This is a genomic window from Povalibacter sp. (genome assembly GCF_036520495.1).
Taxonomy (GTDB): Bacteria; Pseudomonadota; Gammaproteobacteria; order Steroidobacterales; family Steroidobacteraceae; genus Steroidobacter.
In genome coordinates this window covers 59,332-77,264 of record NZ_DATDJO010000006.1, presented here as the reverse complement: position 1 = coordinate 77,264, position 17,933 = coordinate 59,332, and the positions used below count along the sequence as shown (strand labels likewise).

The window sequence follows — 17,933 nt, the reverse complement described above, 5'->3', positions numbered from 1 at the left end:
ATCCTGTAACGCGCGACCTCTGTAATGCCGCTCCATCAGAACACGCCTGCGGCGCCCGCCGCGAGGCGGCCATTCATTGGAGGTCTGCATGTTCGATCGCGCTGTTCCCGGCACTCTGTCTGCCGCTGTCGCTCTCATTCTGTCGTGCGCCGCTGGAGCGGCATCTGCACACGATCATCATGGCGGATCTCACGGCCACCACGATGACTGCGACGCGAATGCTGCCCCCATCACGCTGACGCGACTGGGCACCTACGACGCAGGCGACGCCGGTTCGGCTGAAATCGTTGCGTACGATGTGAAATCGCGGCGACTGTTCGTGGTCAATGCCGCGACGTCCACCATCGACGTGTTGAACGCGCGCAATCCGCGCCAGCCGACGAAGATCACCACCATCGACACTGCCGCCTTCGGTTCCCCCAATAGCGTGGCCGTCGGCAATGGGTTGGTAGCAGTCGCTATCCAGAGCACACCGAAGACCGATCCCGGCCGTGTCGCGTTCTACGATGTCGATGGCAAGCTCCTCTCTGCCGTGCGCGTTGGCGCATTGCCCGACATGCTCACGTTCACACCGGACGGCAACTACGTGCTGGTCGCCAACGAAGCCGAGCCGAGCGGGTATGGCGCCGGCCACGTCGATCCCGAAGGTTCGGTCAGTATCATTCGCATTCCCGGCAATGCAAAGCAGGTGCGCAAGCTGAAGGATTCAGACGTGCGCACGGCATCGTTCACACGCTTCAATGGCCAGGAAGCCGCACTGCGTTCACAGGGCATCCGCATCTACGGGCCGGGAGCCAGCGCCGCGCAGGATTTCGAGCCGGAGTACATCGCAGTCTCCGCCGACTCGCGCAAGGCGTATGTCACGCTGCAGGAAAACAATGCGATTGCCGAGATCGACATCGAGCGAGCACAGGTCACGCACCTGCGACCGCTCGGCTTCAAGGACTACAGCATGCCACCGCAGGCAACCGCGACGTATGAGTGGAAGAATCGTCCCTCGATCGGCGCCACAGCGGCCGGCCAGAAGCTGCAGCTCGGCGGATTCTCTGGCCTTGCCTTCGAAGGCGTGACGGGCGATGGTCAACTCAGCTTCATCACGCACACGGATCGCGGTCCGAACGGCGAACCGGTCGGCGTGCGTCGTCCCTTCCTGTTGCCGCAGTTCAATCCGCACCTGGTGCGTTTCACGCTCGATCCGGCGAATGGCCGCTTCGAATTGCAGGAACAGATTGCCCTGCGTGCGCCGAACGGCCGGCTGCTCACTGGCGTCTCCAACATCCTGCGATCGCAGGACGGCAATCAACCTTACAACGATGAAGCGCCGGTCGATCTGCGCGATCAGCAGCTGCCGCTCGATCCGCTCGGCGGCGATTTCGAAGGCATCGCCATCGATGCCGACGGCACGTACTGGATGGCCGACGAATATCGTCCGGCCATCTATCACTTCAGCAAGTCGGGCCGGTTGATCGAACGCCTGATCCCCATCGGCACGCATGCCGCAGCCGGCGTTGCGGTTCCCGCACCCGGAACTGCGGGCCACTACGGCACCGAAGCACTTCCAGCCGAGATCGCACAGCGTCGCCAGAATCGCGGCATGGAAGGCATCGCGATCCAGGACGGCAAGATCTACGGCTTCGTGCAAAGCCCGATCCGCAATCCGGCCACGCTGGCCAACGGCGCGCTCAATGCGATGAAGAACGTGCGCGTCGTCGAGTACGACCCGGCGACGCGCGCGACGCGACAGTTCATCTACATCATGGACAATCCACCCTCCGTCAGCGCCGATGACACACGCGCCGACAAGATCGGTGACGTTGCTGCCCTTCCCGGCGGCGGCTTCCTGGTGCTGGAACGCGACGACGATGCCGTGCCCGAAGATCCGATCGGGACCATCACCAAGAAGATCTATGCCACCTCGCTTCGCGAGGCCACGGACATTTCCGGCCTCGGAGCATTCCTCGTCAATGGCGTCTCCAGGACGGTGGACCAGATGACGGCCGACGAACTGGCGAGCGTCGGCGTCCGGCCGGCGACAAAGACGCTGCACGTCGATCTGGCGCAGGCAGGCTACGCCGGGGTCGAGAAAATCGAAGGCCTCGCACTGCTGCCGAACGGCCAGCTCGCGCTCGTCAACGACAATGACTTCGGCGTTGCCGGCATCGTCATCGACAATGCCACCGGCCGATTCACGATTGCACCGGGCTATGTGCCGGAGGACGTGGAACTCGGCCTCGTCAGCGTGCCGGGCCTGGACGCATCGGATCGCGACAATGCGATCAGCATCCGTTCGTGGCCGGTGTTCGGCATGTACCAGCCAGATACGATCGCCCGCTTCAGCGTCGGTCGCTCGACCTACCTGATCACTGCGAACGAAGGCGACGCACGCGACTGGACTGGCTTCGCCGAGGAAGCGCGCGTCGGCTCGCTCACGCTCGATCCGACCGCCTTCCCGAATGCAACCGCGCTGAAGAACAACGCCAGCCTCGGCCGCCTCAATGTCACGAAGAGTCTCGGCGATATCGACGGCGACGGCGACTACGATGCGCTCTACACGCTCGGTGGTCGTTCGTTCTCGATCTGGAATCCCGACGGCACGCAGGTCTATGACAGCGGCAGCGACTTCGAACGCATCATTGCAGCGGCCAATCCGGCGTTCTTCAACGTCAGCAACGACGATCGTACGTTCGACAGCCGTTCCGACAACAAGGGCCCCGAACCGGAAGCGGTGGCCGTAGGCGAAGTGGGCAAACGCACCTATGCCTTCATCGGCCTGGAGCGTCAGGGCGGCGTCATGGTCTACGACGTGACCACACCGCGCTCACCGGTCTTCGTCGACTACGTGAACAACCGCGACCTCTCCGTCGATCCTGCCACTGCTCCCGCGGCAAAGGATCTCGGACCGGAAGGCATCATCTTCATCGATGCCAAGGACAGCCCGACGCGCGACCCATTGCTCGTGGTGGCGAATGAGATCAGCGGCACGGTAACGATCTACGCCGTGAGCGAAACGAACAGGGATTGATCGCAGGGACGCGGGTTCGTGCCGCAGGGACGCGGCGCGGACTTTTTGGCAAAGAACAGAGGAAGGACACAAAGGAGCACAGAAGGGCGCAAAACAGAGTCCGCCGATCACAGGGCTTCGATGATCGTCACGTTCGCGAGGCCGCCGCCTTCGCACATGGACTGCAGGCCGTAGCGTTTGCCACGCGCACGCAGCGCATGCACGAGCGTCGACATCAGCTTGGCGCCGGTCGCGCCGAGCGGATGACCCAGGGCAATGGCGCCGCCGTAGACGTTCAGCTTTTCCGGATCGGCGCCTACCGCCTTGAGCCAGGCCAGCGTCACGGAGGCGAAGGCTTCGTTGATCTCGAACAGATCGATGTCCGAGAGCTTCATGCCGCTGCGTTCGAGTGCGCGCTTCGTGCCGGGAATCGGCTGCTCCAGCATCACCACCGGATCGCCACCCACCACCGTCATGTGGTGAATGCGTGCGAGGGGCGTCAGGCCATGCGCCTTCAGGCCACGCTCGTTGACGATCAGCAGGCCGGCCGCACCATCGCACATCTGGCTGGCATTCGCCGCCGACACGACACCGCCTTCCTTCAGCAACTTCACGGAACGAATGCCTTCGATGGTTGCGTCGAAGCGGATGCCTTCATCGGCCGTGTGCCGCCCGCCTTCGACGGCGAGCGGCACGATTTCCTTGTCGAATGCGCCAGCGCGGGTTGCTGCAGCCGCCAGTTGATGACTGCGCAGCGCGTACTGGTCGAGTTCTTCACGACTGAGTTGGTATTTGTCCGCAAGCATCTGCGCGCCGGTGAACTGGCTGAACGCGGTGACGCCATAGCGCTCGAGGATACGTTCGCTCCATGGACCGCCGAGACCGGCTTGTACGGCCAGAGCCGTCGGCGAACCCATCGGTACGCGCGTCATGCTTTCGACGCCGGCGGCGATCACGACATCCTGCGTGCCTGACATCACTGCCTGTGCAGCGAAGTGCACTGCCTGTTGAGAAGAGCCGCACTGCCGATCGATCGAGACGGCCGGCACGCTGTCGGGCAGCTTCGATGCCAGCACGGCATTGCGACCGACGTGAAACGCCTGCTCGCCGACCTGGCTGACGCAGCCGAAGACCACGTCTTCGACTGCGGCCGGGTCGATGCCGCTGCGATCGACCAATGCGTTCAGCACTTCGCCCGCCATGTCCGCGGGATGCCAGCCAGCCAGCTTGCCTTTGCGGCGACCGCCGGCCGTGCGCAGTGCCTGAACGATGTACGCCTCACTCATGGAGCCCCCGGCTCTTCAGTGCATCTCAGGTGAAATCGGGCTTGCGACGGGCAACGAATGCAGCGACGCCTTCGCGACCATACGGTGTGCGCGCCGACTCGGCGATCGAGCGTGCCTCGGCTTCCATCTGCTCCTCGAGAGTCGCGCCGAAACTCGACAGCAACAGGCTGCGGACTTTGCCCAGCGCCGGTGTCGCGGAGACCGCCAGTTGTTTCGCGACCTGGTCCGCTTCAGCAAGCAACGCAGCATCGTCGACGACGCGTGTCACCAACCCCAGCGTGGCGCCTTCTTCGGCGGACAGGCGGCGGTTCAATAGTGCAAGTTCCTGTGCACGACGCAGGCCGACGAGACGCGGCAACAACCAGGTCGATCCACCATCGGGCGTCAGGCCGATCGCCGTGTAGGCCATCGTGAAATGAGCCGAACGGGCCGCCAGCGCGATGTCGCCGAGCACCGCCAGACTATAGCCCGCACCTGCGGCCGGACCGTTGATCGCAGTGACCAGTGGCTTGTTCATACGCGATAGCCGCGTGACCGCCGCATGCAGGTACGCCGTGATTTCCTTGAGCATCGCCGGCAACTTGTCGCCAGACGCCGCAAATGAACCGACATCGCCTCCCGCACAGAACATCCGGCCCGTGCCCGTCAGCACGACGCAGCGGATCGCATCGTCTTCATCGCAGGCAATGGCCGCTTCCATCAGCGCACGCGCCATGGGAATGTCCAGCGCATTGCCCATGTCGGGACGATTGAGCCGCAGGGTTGCGATGGCACCGTCGCGTTCGAAAACCAGGGAAGAAGTCGTACTCATTGATATGTCGCCTGCACTTGAAGAAGGACTCGCTCGCGCCGCTGCCGCCGTGCATGTTGCACCGGTCGAACAACCCTGACGGGCTGGGCAAGACGAGGGCGCGCAGTATGGCCTTCCTGAGCTTTTGGGTCACGCCCACGATTCCCGAGGGGAAAGCAGCAGGAAAGCTATGCACAAAGGAGCGCGAGCAGAGGAATTCTTTACTTTGTGCGTCGCGCTGCAGCTCCCGACTGCACGTAACAACTCCGCGTCATCGGTCTGCGTCGCAGGCAGGAAATTTTCGTATGCGCGTGGCGCGGGTCAGGTCGCAGCCGGGACCGACATCCATAGGGTGTACACGATACCCGCAACGTATAACCCGCCAAAAATCTCCTTATTGTGACGAGCAAGCCAGAGCGGAAGGTAGATATCGAAGTTGTCCTGACGCTCGGGGGTATAGCGTCCAGCCACGTCTGTCAGCGGACACCGCATCCGGTTGGCAATCAGGACCACGACTTCGAGGAACACAAAGCCGATCAGGCCCCATGCAATCGGCAGCTTCCCGAGAAGCACGAAGACGGGAATGGCCAGTATCGATCCTGCGAATACGGCCCACACCAACGTGTGCACTGCCTTGATCGCGCGCAGCTTCGCTTCAGGTTCCATCGTCAACTCCCGAAGAGCTCGATGCAAACGCCGCCGCCGTCACATCGAGTGAACGGTCATTCTGGAACCGCCACCTCGATCCAGCCCTCCACCACCCGCACTTCATACGTCGCGATCGGTTTCGTCGCGGGCGGATTCATCGCTCTGCCGGTGGCGAGTTCGAATCGCGCGCCGTGCAGCGGACAGGCGATCCAGGTTCGGCCCATCCGTCCGCAATCGAGTTTTTCCTCGGCATGCGAGCAGATGCTGGAGATCGCGTACAAGCGTTCTCCGGTGTTGCAGATCAGCACGGACTTTCCCGCCACTTCCACTGCTTTCCTGGTTGTCGCCGGCAGCTCCGCTGCTTTCAACACGCGCACGAATGAACTCGTCACTGTCACCTGCTCGATTATCTGATCTGATGGTAGGGCCAACCTTAGCCCAATGGCACTGACTTAAGGCGATCGGAGGCTCCTATGTGTGTTCGCTTCCCCGGGAAGTCGAACCCGCAAGGAAATCTCACGCCGCCGTCAGGACTTCTCCCTCAGGATCGCAGTGGAAAGAGCCGGGATTTGATCTGCGGGGACATCGACGGCGCTGGAGGTTCAATGCCAGATGCAACATGCTCGCAGGGTCTACCCATGTCGTAGCTGCCCGGATGCAAGGCCGATTCCTGCTGCTGTTGATCCTCTGCTTCGTCGGCTTCATCGCCCTCGGCCTGCCGGATGCGGTCGTCGGCGTGGCATGGCCCGCGATACGCGCGGACTTCGACCTGCAACTCGACGCCCTCGGACCGCTCTTCATCGCGGCAACGGCGGGATCGGTCATCGCCAGCAGTTTCTCCGGCGTCGTCCAGTTACGCCTGGGGATCGGCAGGTTGCTCGGGCTCTCCTGCCTGCTCACGGCCGTCGCGTTGCTCGGATACACGTTAGCACCGGCCTGGTGGGTGATGGTGGCGCTGGGTTTGCTCACAGGATTGGGCGCCGGTGCGATCGACGCAGCCATCAATACGCACGCAGCGGTCCAGTACTCCGCGCGCGTCGTCAACGTATTGCACGCGTTCTACGCCGTCGGCGCCGCAGCGGGCCCTGCCTTGATGACGGCGACGCTCGCCTCGGGACATCGATGGCAAGCCGGATACCTGATCATCGTCGCAGTGGAGTTCGCGCTGGCAGTGGTCTTCATCGCTACACACAAACTCTGGCCACGCTCGAGCCGCCATCACGAAAACCATCGACCCGCGCGGCTGATCGAAACGCTGAAGCTCCGCAAGGTGCAGCTGTCGCTGGTGGTCTTTCTGCTCTACACCGGATGCGAAGCAGCCGCTGGCGCCTGGATCTTCTCGCTCCTGTACGAGGCACGAGGCATTGCGACGGGCGCGGCAGGTACAGCGGTCACACTGTATTGGATTGGATTGTTTGCCAGCCGACTTGGCTATGCGTTCCTGCCAGCGCAGGTACGTCCCGGAGTTGTCATCGGCGCGTGCATCGTCGCCGCCCTCGCTGGAGTGATTGCACTCGCTGCGAATCTGCATCCACTCATCGATACCGTTGCAATCACCCTGATTGGCTTTGCGTCGGGGCCGATATTCCCATCTTTGATCGCGATGACTCCGGCGCGAGTCGGCGGTCAGCACACGGCCAATGCGGTTGGCCTGCAGGTCTCCATGGCTGCCATTGGACTCGCCGCCCTGCCCGCTCTATGCGGCCTGAGCGCGCAAATGCTGGGACTCGAGTCGATTCCGCTGCTGTTGGCGGCGTGCTGGATCATTCTGCTCAGCGCGTACTGGGCACTCGCGCGGCACTGACACCACGCGAGTCGTCGCGTTTTGTGTCGCGTGCCCACGCTCATACCCTCGATTGTCTCTGCGCATCGATTTCCAATTGATTCGGACTATCGATTGGATCGGCTGTAGTCATTAGAGCTGCAGACAGCTTGCGGTACATTGCCGAGCGCCGCGCATCCGCCCGGCACAGTTCGTCGAGCCCAGGGCTCATATTGAGAGAATCGATAATGATTAAACAATCCGGATTCCGTAACGCCGTCTCCATAGCGGTGTTGTGCGCGATCGGCGCAGCGGCGCACGCAAATGATCGCCCACAAGTCCCCAACAACGATTACTGGTGGCCGAACCGATTGAGCCTGGAGCCGCTGCGCCACTCCGCCGCTGTAGCGGACCCGATGGGCTCGGACTTCAACTACGTCGAAGCCGTCAAGAAGCTCGACGTGGAAGCCCTCAAGAAAGACCTGATCACTCTGATGCGCACATCGCAGGACTGGTGGCCCGCTGATTATGGCCATTACGGTCCGTTCTTCATTCGTATGTCGTGGCACGCCGCGGGTACCTACCGCGCGATCGACGGTCGCGGCGGTTCGGATGGCGGTATGCAGCGCTTCGCGCCGCTGAACGCATGGCCCGACAACGCCAGTCTCGACAAGGCCCGTCGCCTGTTGCTGCCAATCAAGCAGAAGTACGGCAATTCGGTCTCGTGGGCCGATCTGATGGTGTTCGCCGGCACGCTGGCGATGGAAGACATGGGCTTCAAGACGCTGGGCTTTGCTTTCGGCCGCGCCGATGAGTGGGTTCCGGAAGAAGTGAACTGGGGTCCCGAAGGCCAGTGGCTGACCGACAAGCGCCACACGGGCGAACGCGAACTGGGCAAGCCGTTCGGTGCGACCGAGATGGGCCTGATCTACGTGAATCCGCAGGGCCCGGGTGGCAATCCCGATCCGCTCGCTGCCGCACGCGACATTCGTCAGGCGTTCGGCCGCATGGGCATGAACGATGAAGAGACTGCGGCACTGATCGTCGGCGGTCACACGTTCGGCAAGGCGCACGGCGCGCACAAGCCGGACGACTGCGTCGGTGCCGATCCGGAAGCGGCGAGCATCGAGGCGCAGGGCCTCGGCTGGATCAACAAGTGCGGCAAGGGCAAGGCTGGCGATACCGTGACCAGCGGCCTGGAAGGTGCGTGGACCGTTGCCCCGGCGCAGTGGACGAACAACTTCCTGCAGAACCTTTATGGCTTCGAGTGGGAACTCACCACCAGCCCGGCCGGCGCCAAGCAGTGGAAGCCAAAGGGCACCGCCGCGAACGCATTGGTTCCCGATGCGCACGATTCGGCCAAGCGCCATGCACCGATGATGCTGACCACCGACCTCGCGCTCCGCGAAGATCCGGCCTATCGCCAGATCACGCAACGCTGGCTCGACAATCCGCAGGAAATCGAAGCCGCCTACGCACGCGCGTGGTTCAAGCTGACTCACCGCGACATGGGTCCGTCTTCGCGCTATGTCGGTTCGCTGGTGCCAACCGAAACCTTCGTCTGGCAGGATCCGCTGCCCGCTGCTGACTACAAGCAGATCGACAACAAGGATGTGGCGAAGCTGAAGACTGCGATCCTGAGCTCTGGCCTCACGACTTCCGAACTGGTTCGCACGGCCTGGGCGTCGGCAGCTTCATACCGCGACACCGACAAGCGCGGTGGTGCAAACGGCGCCCGCATTCGCCTCGCTCCGCAGAAGGACTGGGCAGCGAACGATCCGCAGGAACTCGCCAAGGCGCTGACCGTGCTGGAAGGCGTGCAGAAGGACTTCAACGCCAAAGCCGGCAAGAAGCAGGTGTCGCTGGCCGACGTAGTCGTGCTGGGTGGCGCTGCGGCCATCGAGAAAGCCGCGCGTGACGGCGGCTACAAGAAGGTGGAAGTGCCCTTCACACCGGGTCGCACCGATGCAACGCAGGAGTCGACCGATGTGACTTCCTTCGCGCTGCTCGAGCCACAGGCTGATGGCTTCCGCAACTACCTGAAGACCGGCTACGAGCGTCCTCCAGCCGAAGCCCTGGTCGAGCGTGCAGCACTGCTGAACCTCACGGTGCCAGAGATGACCGCACTGGTTGGTGGCCTGCGCGTGCTGAACGCCAATGCCAGCGCCAGCAAGCACGGTGTGTTCACGTCGCGTCCGGGCACGTTGTCCACTGACTTCTTCGTCAACCTCGTCGACATGTCGACGGAGTGGAAGAAGGCAGGCACCGAAGGCCTCTACGAAGGCCGCGACCGCGCGACGGGTCAGGTGAAGTGGACTGCAACTCCGGTGGATCTGGTCTTCGGATCCAACTCGGAGCTGCGTGCGATTGCCGAGTTCTATGCCTCGGACGATTCGAAAGACAAGTTCGTCAACGACTTCGTCAAGGCCTGGAACAAGGTGATGATGGCCGATCGCTTCGACGTGAAGTGATCTGACCGTGGGCGGGAGCGGTAGGCTCCTGCCCTTTGGCTTGCAAGAAGAAGGGCTGGCGGAAACGCTGGCCCTTTTTCGTTGGGACGCTGGTGCCGTTGACGTTTTCACGGTGTGAGGACTATCTTCGGGCAAACAACAAATGTGCGCGGCCTATTTCCAGGACGGACTGGCGCGACATAAAGCTGGAAGCCAGAGTAGAAGAACAAGATGAAATCGGGGGATGCGACGTATGCCGACGGCATCCAGACACCGAACTCAGGCGGTCTATATCTGAGTTGGGCGCAGGAATAAACGTGTCAGCACTGAACGTAGCGGTACAGTTAGTTATTCCGACACTCAGCGTCGCCGATACCCGTGTGCTCCAAGCGCTTTTGTTCGCCCCACATCAAGCTGCAAGCGCGGGGCATCTTCGACGGCTTCTCGGGCTATCTGCAGTAGTTCAAGTGAACAACGCCATGGGACGGATCGGTAGAAAAGTCCAAGAAGCCTCTGGTGCTCATCCCGATGGACTCGCACCAGATGAGTATGAATGGTGGCATGTCATTGCCACGGGCGTGCACACCTCGGATCGCGGCTTCGCATGGCGACTCCGGAGTGAAGTGGTGGAGGCGCTCGTCGCGTGTGGGTATTCGAAGCGCGGCCCAGTACTCGAGAGCGAACTTGAGAGTGGGGAACCACTCTTCGAAGTGCTACGCGCGAAATCCGAGTCAACGCGTACGAGGGCAACCCCGTTGCAAGGGCCGGATGCATCGAGGCGCATGGCACAGTTTGCGCGACTTCGGTGAAACGTATGGCGACGTCGCTGCCGGGTTCATTCATGTACACCATCTCAAACCTCTCGCCGCAATCGGAACAGAGTACGAGGTAGACCCTGTCGAAGATCTCCGGCCCGTATGTCCGAACTGCCACGCAGTTGTCCACATGACCAATCCGCCGCGAACAGTTGAGGAGGTTCATCTCTTGTTACGGAACCGCAAGATGCCCAACGGCGAGGAAACGCCATGAGGAGTTGGTGGTTCCCTACTCCTCGAAGCGACTCGTGGCATCACGATCGCGCTCGTATCGTTTCGTATACGGAAACGGCGGCAACCATGACTCGCGACGGATGGTCCAGAGTTCGTAGGTTGGCCGCAGTTGGTCAGGGGCATCCAGCGATCCCAGGTTCACTTCGATTTCGTCGGCGGTGCGCGAGAAAATGGACGAGCCGCAGCGGGGACAGAAGCACCGCCCCGCGTAGTCGCGTGTTTCGCCATCGACCGTCACCGCATCCTTAGGGAACACCGCGGACGCGTGAAAAAGAGCCCCGTGATGCTTGCGGCAGTCGAGACAGTGACAAATGCCGACCCGGTATGGGAGTCCGGACGCCACGATTCGAACGTTGCCGCACAGGCAACCACCGGTGAATCGGTCCATGCTGCGTCTCCTCTGGAATCAAACGAGGAAATGTTTACAAGCACAGCACGGTCATTGCAATTGCGCGGCACGACAACGGGCGAGTCTGTGCCGGCAGCGTTGACGCTCCCGCCAACGCGGGACTATCTTCGTATCGACACTACACAGTCGACAGCGCCTGCCTCTCGCTATGCCCGAACTACCTGAGATCGCGGTCGTCTGATAGATTTGGATGCGCTTAACGGAAACGCCCATGAACGCCTCAGTCAAATCTCTTGGCATCGATCGGCTCCCCATTGAGGAGCGGTTGGCGTTGGTCGAAGAAATCTGGGACAGCATCGCCGCCGATAGCGGTGCTGTTCCCCTGACCGATGCTCAGCGGAGTGAGCTTGAGAAGCGCATCGCCGAAGACGATGCACACCCGCAAGACGTCACCCCCTGGGAGCAAGTCAAGGCATCGACGCTTTCCCGGCTCCGGTAATGACCTTTCGGCCGTTCTTCAGAAAAGCTGCGCGTCTTGAATATGACGAAGCAGCCAGCTGGTATGAAAGCCAACGCCCGGGACTGGGAATCGAGTTCGTCTCGGAAATCGGACACGCGCTGCTTCAGGCATGCGAAATGCCTCAACGGTTCCCGCGTATGTTGGCTGACATTCGGTGCGTTCGTGTTCGCCGGTTCCCCTATTCGATTTTCTTTCGAGTCCGCTCAGACCAACTTGTGGTCGTATCCGTGTTTCACGCGCGCCGCGATCCCGGTGTTTGGCGCGAGAGGACATGACCTCGACATATCCGAGCACTCAAACACCGCCTCCGGCTGAGTTAAAGCCCTCAGAAGATATGCGCAGCACCATACGAGCGGAAGTCGCATCGATTGAGCCATTTGATGCACTCGAGCGCGCGCACCGGGAAGATGTGCTCGCTTGGATCGAGTCCGATGCGGAGCTGTGCCGGATTCAAAAGCCGGCGACGCCACCCAAGCATCTGGTCTCGTACTTCGTATTGGTGGATCAAGACCATATTCTGCTGGTTGATCATAAGAACGCACAGCTATGGCTGCCAACCGGTGGGCACGTCGAGCCGGGTGAGCATCCGCGAGCGACGGTCGTACGCGAGCTGCGGGAGGAACTCGGGCTGGAGCTCAGCGAAGCGCTCGAGGCGCCACTGATGCTGACCATTTCCGAGACAGTAGGCATTACCTCGGGCCACATCGATGTATCGCTTTGGTACGTCATTGACGCTGATCGCCGCATTGGACTCGAACTCGATCGAGAGGAGTTTCATGGCGCGCGGTGGTTTCTTTTCTCTGAAGCACCTGTTGCCCGCAGTGACCCCCATTTGTCACGGTTCTTAGTAAAGCTGGCTCTGAAAAGCCGTTCAATCCGACCGCACGCGAGAGCGCGTGCTCCGCTTTAACGGCGAAGCTATGTGCTGAAGCGACGAACCACGACGATGAAAGCAAATGGCATTGATTCTGCGGCGGTGATCACCACGCCCATTCCTGAAGTTCGCGATGAGGCACTCGCAATGATGTCGCGCAGATACCTGATCGGTTCCTCCCTGGCGATCGCCGGAGCGTCCTCGATTGCCGAAGCCGCGGGGCCGGCACCGGCCACTGTGGCGACGCGCTTTGCATTCGAAGCCCACGTCACCGTGGATGCGCCGCTGGTCGTCGGACCCTCCACGCTCGGCCTCCGGCGTATCGCTCCCATCACGGGCGGCACGGTATCGGGACCTCGACTGCAGGGGCGTGTCGTTCCGGGCGGAGCCGACTGGCAGTTCGTGCGCAGCGACGGTGTGCTGGTCGTCGAAGCGAAATACACGCTGGAATCCAGCGATGGCGTGCTGATCATGGTGACGAACCGCGGCATGCGTCACGGGCCAACGGCGGTAATCGAGCGCATGGCGCGCGGCGAAGCCGTCGATCCGCAGGACTACTACTTCCGCACCTCGGCTGAGTTCGAGGCGCCGGTTGCCAGCGCTTATGCGTGGCTCAATCGCGCCATCTTCATCGGCGTCGCCGAACGCACCGCGAAAGCGGCGATCATCCGCTTTCATGAAGTGACGTAGCGCAGCTACGTCATCCCCGCGAAGGCGGGGATCCAGTTCCATACGAGCGGCAGCTACGTCATCCCCGTGACCAACGAATCCAGTCCCACCTATAGCGACATCGGCATACCGACCGCGACTTCGGATGGATTCCCGCCTGCGCGGGAATGACAGCGGTCTGACTTTCCCCCTGGGATTTCCCCGCGGGACTTCGTGCAGTCGTCCCGTGGGACTTCCTGCGGTCGTCCCGTGGGACTTCCTGCGGTCGTAATTTGTCATCTGAGACTCAGGAGTTGTCCGGCTAAAGCCTGGCTAAAGCCGGACCCACAAGGGAAAGGACCTGAAAGGGGAAGACAGGGCAATGGCCGCGAATCAGCTCCCCGCTCATTCGTCTCGCGTCCAGCTCCCGCAGTGGCGCCGACTTCACCTTGTTGGCGAAGTCGGCGAAACATCCGAATCCTCGATGAACACCACGCGGCGCGGGACTTTGCAGCTGGAGAGTTTTCTTTGCAGCGAATCCGATGATCGACTTCTCGCCGGGCTGCGCGCCCTCTTCCGGCACCATGCCTCGCCCTGAAATCGTGTCAAACTGGCTCTCGCGAAAGAAATCGTATTGATTGCCCGGGACGGCGGATTGACATCGCGCTACACGGTTGCGGCAAACACCGACAACAACCTGTACAACAACGATGCCGCTGCGAGTTCAAATCGAGGCGGCCCTGCGGATTCCCCTGGGTTTGCGGATTCATAGAACGGGCTTTCTGCAATGACGAGCGATTTCAATCGAAAACTCATCGCCGGACGACGGATCCGATGGAGCGATAGCCGCGCTGCGCAGGCCTATGCATCGGGCCTCTGGGTAAAGGAAACGTTGGTGGATTCGCTGCAGCGCGCCGCTCGGGAAACGCCGCAGCGCGTGCTGCTCGTCGATGGCGATCGCCGCATCGACTGCCGCACGATGCACATGCAGGCCACGACGCTGGCGCATGCGATGCTGCAACGCGCTCCGGCTGGCAGCGTCATTTCCTTCATGCTGCCCAACTGGCACGAAGCCGCCGTGGTGTATCTGGCGGCAACATTGGCCGGCATGGTGATCAATCCGATCCTGCCCTCGCTGCGCGAGCTCGAGTTGCGCTTCATCCTGCAGGATGCGTCGAGCCGCATGATCTTCGTGCCGCAGACGATCGGGGAGATGGACTACCGGGCCATGATGGATCGTGTGGTCGCAGACATGACCGATGCACCCGATGTGATTGTCGTACGCGGCGACGCCGGCGACTTCATGTCCTTCGAGTCATTGCTCGCATCCGCGAGCGCCGTCGAACTGCCGCACGTCGATGCCGACGCCGTGCGCATGATCATGTACACGTCCGGCACGACGGGTCGCGCGAAGGGCGTGCTTCACACGCACAACTCCCTGCATGCGCTGATCAATCAGCTCCGCGAACACTGGCTGATCGAGTCCGGCGACAAATTCCTGGTGCCCTCGCCCATCGCACATATCGGCGGCTCGATCTACGCTGTCGAATGTCCGTTGCTGCTCGGTACGACGGCGGTGCTGATGGAACGCTGGAATGCGGCCGATGCCGTGAAGCTCGTGGATGCCGAACAGTGCACGCACATGGTCGGCGCCACCCCCTTCCTGGAAGGCATGCTGACGGCTGCACGAAGCCTGGGAACATGCCTGCCGAGTCTCAAAATGTTCATCTGCGGCGGCGCCTCGGTGCCGCCCTCGCTGGTCGAGGACGCAACGGCGTACTTCGAACGCGCCATCGTCACTCGCGTGTACGGATCGACCGAGGTGCCGGTGACGACGGTAGGCGTCACGCAGCGCGAAGCTGCCGAGTACGCCGCGACCACCGACGGTCGCGCCGGCGTTGCCGACATCAAGCTCGTCAACCACAGCGGCGCACGCACGGGCGAAGGCGAGATCTGCGCGCGCGGACCCCAGATGCTGGTGGGTTACCTGCACGAAGCAGACGAGGCAGACGCGTTCGACGCCGCGGACTACTTCCGCACTGGCGATATCGGACGCTGGGTGGACGATTGCTACCTCGTCGTCTCCGGCCGGGCGAAGGACACCATCATCCGCAACGGCGAGAACATTTCGCCGAAGGAGATCGAAGACATCCTGATCGGCCATCCGCAGATCGCCGAGATCGCGATCGTGAGCCTTCCCGATCCGCGTACCGGCGAACGCGCCTGCGCCGTGATCGTGCCGAAGAATCGGCCGGGGCCGGATGTGGCCAGCCTGCGCACGTTTCTCGACGCGCGCGGCGTGGCGACATTCAAGGCTCCTGAGCAGGTCCTCATCACCGACACACTGCCGCGGAACGACGCCGGCAAGGTGCTGAAGCATCAGCTGCGCGCCATCCTGGCCGCCAATCGCAGTTGAGACCCGGATCATCGGCCTGTGGGTCCGGCTTCAGCCGGACAGCAAAGAAGGATGTCCGGCTGAAGCCGGACCCACTGCAAGAGCAAGAACAGGAGCCGGATCTGACCTTTCGCGGCTTCCCCAGTCCCTACTTCCCGCCCGATTCCTCGCTCTCCAGCGTCGCAAGCTCGGCGCCTTCGGTGACCTGATCACCCTTCGACACTTTGAGCTTGGCGACTTTGCCGGCTGACGGTGCACGCAGCGTGTGCTCCATCTTCATGGCTTCGATCACCATCAGCGGCTGATTGCGCTCGACGACCTGGCCTTCCTCGACCAGCACAGCGACGACAGCGCCTGGCATCGGTGCGGTGATGCGACCGGAACCACCAGCCTGCTCGTCGGCGCGAGCCAGCGGATCGTCGATCTCGATGTGCCACGTGCGTCCATCGTTGAACAGCGTCAGATCGCCCTGCTCGAAGACGGCGGTGGCGCGATGGCGCACTCCATCGAGGGTGGCACTGAGTACGTTTCCTTCAAGCGTCACATGCGTCGCCCTGATCGTGCCGCCTTCGTGCACGACGACTTCATAGCCATTCGGACGGAAATGCAGCGTGGCGCGATGCACTTCGGCGCTGTCGCGGAGACGCAATCCATACTGACTGTCGGCATTCAGATTCCAGCCGCCCACCTCGTGCCATGGCGAGTACGGATCGATGCGGGTTGCACCCTGGGCCTGCGCCGAATGACGCAGCAGGAAGGCCAATGCCGAGAGCGCCAGCACACCATCGGGTGTACGAGCAGGCGGCGGCAACAGATCGGCGCGGTGACGCTCGATGAACCCCGTGTCGATCTCACAGGCGGCAAAGGCCGGATGCCCGGCAATCGCCCCGAGAAAATCGATGTTGGTCGTGAGACCGGCGATCTGGTACTCGGCCAGCGCATGACGCAGCCTGCGCAGCGCAGACGGACGATCTTCGTCCCACACGATGAGCTTGGCGATCATCGGATCGTAATAGACCGAGATCTCATCGCCGGAGCGCACGCCGGTATCGACACGTACGTGCGGACCCTGAGCCGGTGGCTCCAGATGCGTCAGGCGACCAATCGCGGGCAGGAATTCACGCTGCGGATCTTCCGCATACAGGCGCGCCTCGAAGGCGTGACCACGACGCGTCAGGCGTTCCTGCGTCAGCGGCAATGTCTCGCCCGACGCCACCCGCAACTGCCACTCGACCAGGTCCTGCCCCGTGATCATTTCTGTCACGGGATGTTCGACCTGCAAGCGGGTGTTCATTTCGATGAAATAGAACTCGCCGCCCTCGTACATGAATTCAACGGTGCCGGCGCCGACGTAGTCGACCGCACGCGCCGCGGCGACGGCAGCCTCGCCGATGCGGGTGCGAAGTTCGTCGGGAAGCGCCGGTGCCGGGGCTTCTTCGATGACCTTCTGATGCCGGCGCTGAATCGAGCAGTCGCGCTCGAACAGATAAATGCAGTTGCCATGCGTATCGGCAAACACCTGGATTTCCACGTGTCGCGGCTGCTGCAGATATTTTTCCAGCAACAGCGTGTCGTCGCGGAATGCGGCAAGCGATTCACGCTTGGCGCCGGCGATCGCCGTTTCGAGATCGGCCGCTGCGTTGACGACGCGCATGCCCTTGCCGCCACCTCCTGCCGATGCCTTGACCAGCACGGGATAGCCGATCCGGTCGGCTTCCGCGCGCAGCGTCGCCACGTCCTGCGCCGTGCCGTGATAACCCGGCACCAGCGGTACGCCGGCCTTGCTCATCACGCGCTTCGAGTCCGCCTTCGATCCCATGACGCGAATCGCGTCGATCGGCGGACCGATGAAGACCACGCCCGCTTCAGCACATGCCTTGGCGAACGGCGCGTTCTCCGACAGGAATCCGTAGCCCGGATGAATCGCCTGCGCTCCAGTGCGCTTTGCGACGTCCAGGATCACATCACCGCGCAGATAGCTTTCGGCGGCGGCGGCAGGCCCGATGCAGACAGCTTCATCGGCCATCTGCACGTGCATCGCACCCGCGTCGGCCTCGGAATACACGGCGACGGTGCGGATGCCGAGGCGTCGCGCCGTGCGAATGACTCGCACCGCGATTTCGCCACGGTTCGCGATCAGGATCTTTTCAAACATGCTCAT

General features: G+C 62.2%; 14 protein-coding genes. 8 read left to right on the top strand and 6 right to left on the bottom strand.

The window, feature by feature from the left end:
* Positions 1-88: 88 nt before the first annotated feature.
* Positions 89-3,022, top strand: coding sequence for a choice-of-anchor I family protein (locus tag VIZ63_RS02420; RefSeq protein WP_331607891.1), 2,934 nt, complete (start codon positions 89-91; stop codon positions 3,020-3,022).
* Positions 3,023-3,129: 107 nt separating this feature from the next.
* Here the strand turns inward: VIZ63_RS02420 and VIZ63_RS02415 are convergent, their stop codons facing one another.
* From VIZ63_RS02415 to VIZ63_RS02400, 4 genes are all read right to left on the bottom strand, one after another.
* Positions 3,130-4,287 (bottom strand): acetyl-CoA C-acetyltransferase, encoded by a 1,158-nt coding sequence (locus VIZ63_RS02415; protein WP_331607890.1) that lies wholly within the window; start codon positions 4,285-4,287, stop codon positions 3,130-3,132.
* A 25-nt stretch (positions 4,288-4,312) separates the two neighbouring features.
* Complete coding sequence (locus VIZ63_RS02410) at positions 4,313-5,098, bottom strand: enoyl-CoA hydratase/isomerase family protein (protein ID WP_331607889.1); 786 nt, start codon at positions 5,096-5,098, stop codon at positions 4,313-4,315.
* Positions 5,099-5,398: 300 nt separating this feature from the next.
* Entirely contained in the window at positions 5,399-5,743 is a 345-nt protein-coding gene (locus VIZ63_RS02405) for a hypothetical protein (RefSeq protein WP_331607888.1), read from the bottom strand.
* A 56-nt stretch (positions 5,744-5,799) separates the two neighbouring features.
* Positions 5,800-6,117 carry a non-heme iron oxygenase ferredoxin subunit gene (locus VIZ63_RS02400; RefSeq protein WP_331607887.1) on the bottom strand — a complete coding sequence of 106 codons (318 nt, stop codon included), beginning with the start codon at positions 6,115-6,117 and terminating at the stop codon, positions 5,800-5,802.
* A 227-nt stretch (positions 6,118-6,344) separates the two neighbouring features.
* On the opposite strand from VIZ63_RS02400, the gene VIZ63_RS02395 reads away from it, so the two are divergent.
* Together VIZ63_RS02395 and katG are read left to right on the top strand one after the other, a co-directional pair.
* Positions 6,345-7,529: an MFS transporter gene (locus tag VIZ63_RS02395; protein WP_331607886.1), complete on the top strand. Its 1,185-nt coding sequence runs from the start codon at positions 6,345-6,347 to the stop codon at positions 7,527-7,529.
* A 206-nt stretch (positions 7,530-7,735) separates the two neighbouring features.
* Positions 7,736-9,958: a catalase/peroxidase HPI gene (katG, locus tag VIZ63_RS02390; protein WP_331607885.1), complete on the top strand. Its 2,223-nt coding sequence runs from the start codon at positions 7,736-7,738 to the stop codon at positions 9,956-9,958.
* 1,023 nt (positions 9,959-10,981) lie between these two features.
* On the opposite strand, the gene VIZ63_RS02385 is transcribed toward katG, so the two are convergent.
* Complete coding sequence (locus tag VIZ63_RS02385; protein WP_331607884.1) at positions 10,982-11,374, bottom strand: GFA family protein; 393 nt, start codon at positions 11,372-11,374, stop codon at positions 10,982-10,984.
* A 232-nt stretch (positions 11,375-11,606) separates the two neighbouring features.
* Between VIZ63_RS02385 and VIZ63_RS02380 the strand changes: the two genes are divergently transcribed.
* From VIZ63_RS02380 to VIZ63_RS02365, 5 genes are all read left to right on the top strand, one after another.
* Positions 11,607-11,834 (top strand): addiction module protein, encoded by a 228-nt coding sequence (locus VIZ63_RS02380; protein WP_331607883.1) that lies wholly within the window; start codon positions 11,607-11,609, stop codon positions 11,832-11,834.
* Positions 11,834-12,130 carry a type II toxin-antitoxin system RelE/ParE family toxin gene (locus VIZ63_RS25565; RefSeq protein ID WP_414703738.1) on the top strand — a complete coding sequence of 99 codons (297 nt, stop codon included), beginning with the start codon at positions 11,834-11,836 and terminating at the stop codon, positions 12,128-12,130. Before VIZ63_RS02380 ends, VIZ63_RS25565 begins: the two co-directional genes overlap by 1 nt.
* Entirely contained in the window at positions 12,127-12,765 is a 639-nt protein-coding gene (locus VIZ63_RS02375; RefSeq protein ID WP_331607882.1) for an NUDIX domain-containing protein, read from the top strand. Before VIZ63_RS25565 ends, VIZ63_RS02375 begins: the two co-directional genes overlap by 4 nt.
* A 36-nt stretch (positions 12,766-12,801) precedes the next feature.
* The gene (locus VIZ63_RS02370; protein WP_331607881.1) at positions 12,802-13,419 is read left to right on the top strand and encodes a DUF3237 domain-containing protein; all 618 of its coding nucleotides are present in this window, start codon (positions 12,802-12,804) and stop codon (positions 13,417-13,419) included.
* Positions 13,420-14,164: 745 nt separating this feature from the next.
* On the top strand, positions 14,165-15,793 hold the full coding sequence (locus tag VIZ63_RS02365; RefSeq protein ID WP_331607880.1) for an AMP-binding protein: 1,629 nt from the start codon (positions 14,165-14,167) through the stop codon (positions 15,791-15,793).
* 127 nt (positions 15,794-15,920) lie between these two features.
* Here the strand turns inward: VIZ63_RS02365 and VIZ63_RS02360 are convergent, their stop codons facing one another.
* Positions 15,921-17,927, bottom strand: coding sequence for an acetyl/propionyl/methylcrotonyl-CoA carboxylase subunit alpha (locus VIZ63_RS02360; RefSeq protein WP_349261105.1), 2,007 nt, complete (start codon positions 17,925-17,927; stop codon positions 15,921-15,923).
* Positions 17,928-17,933: the final 6 nt, after the last annotated feature.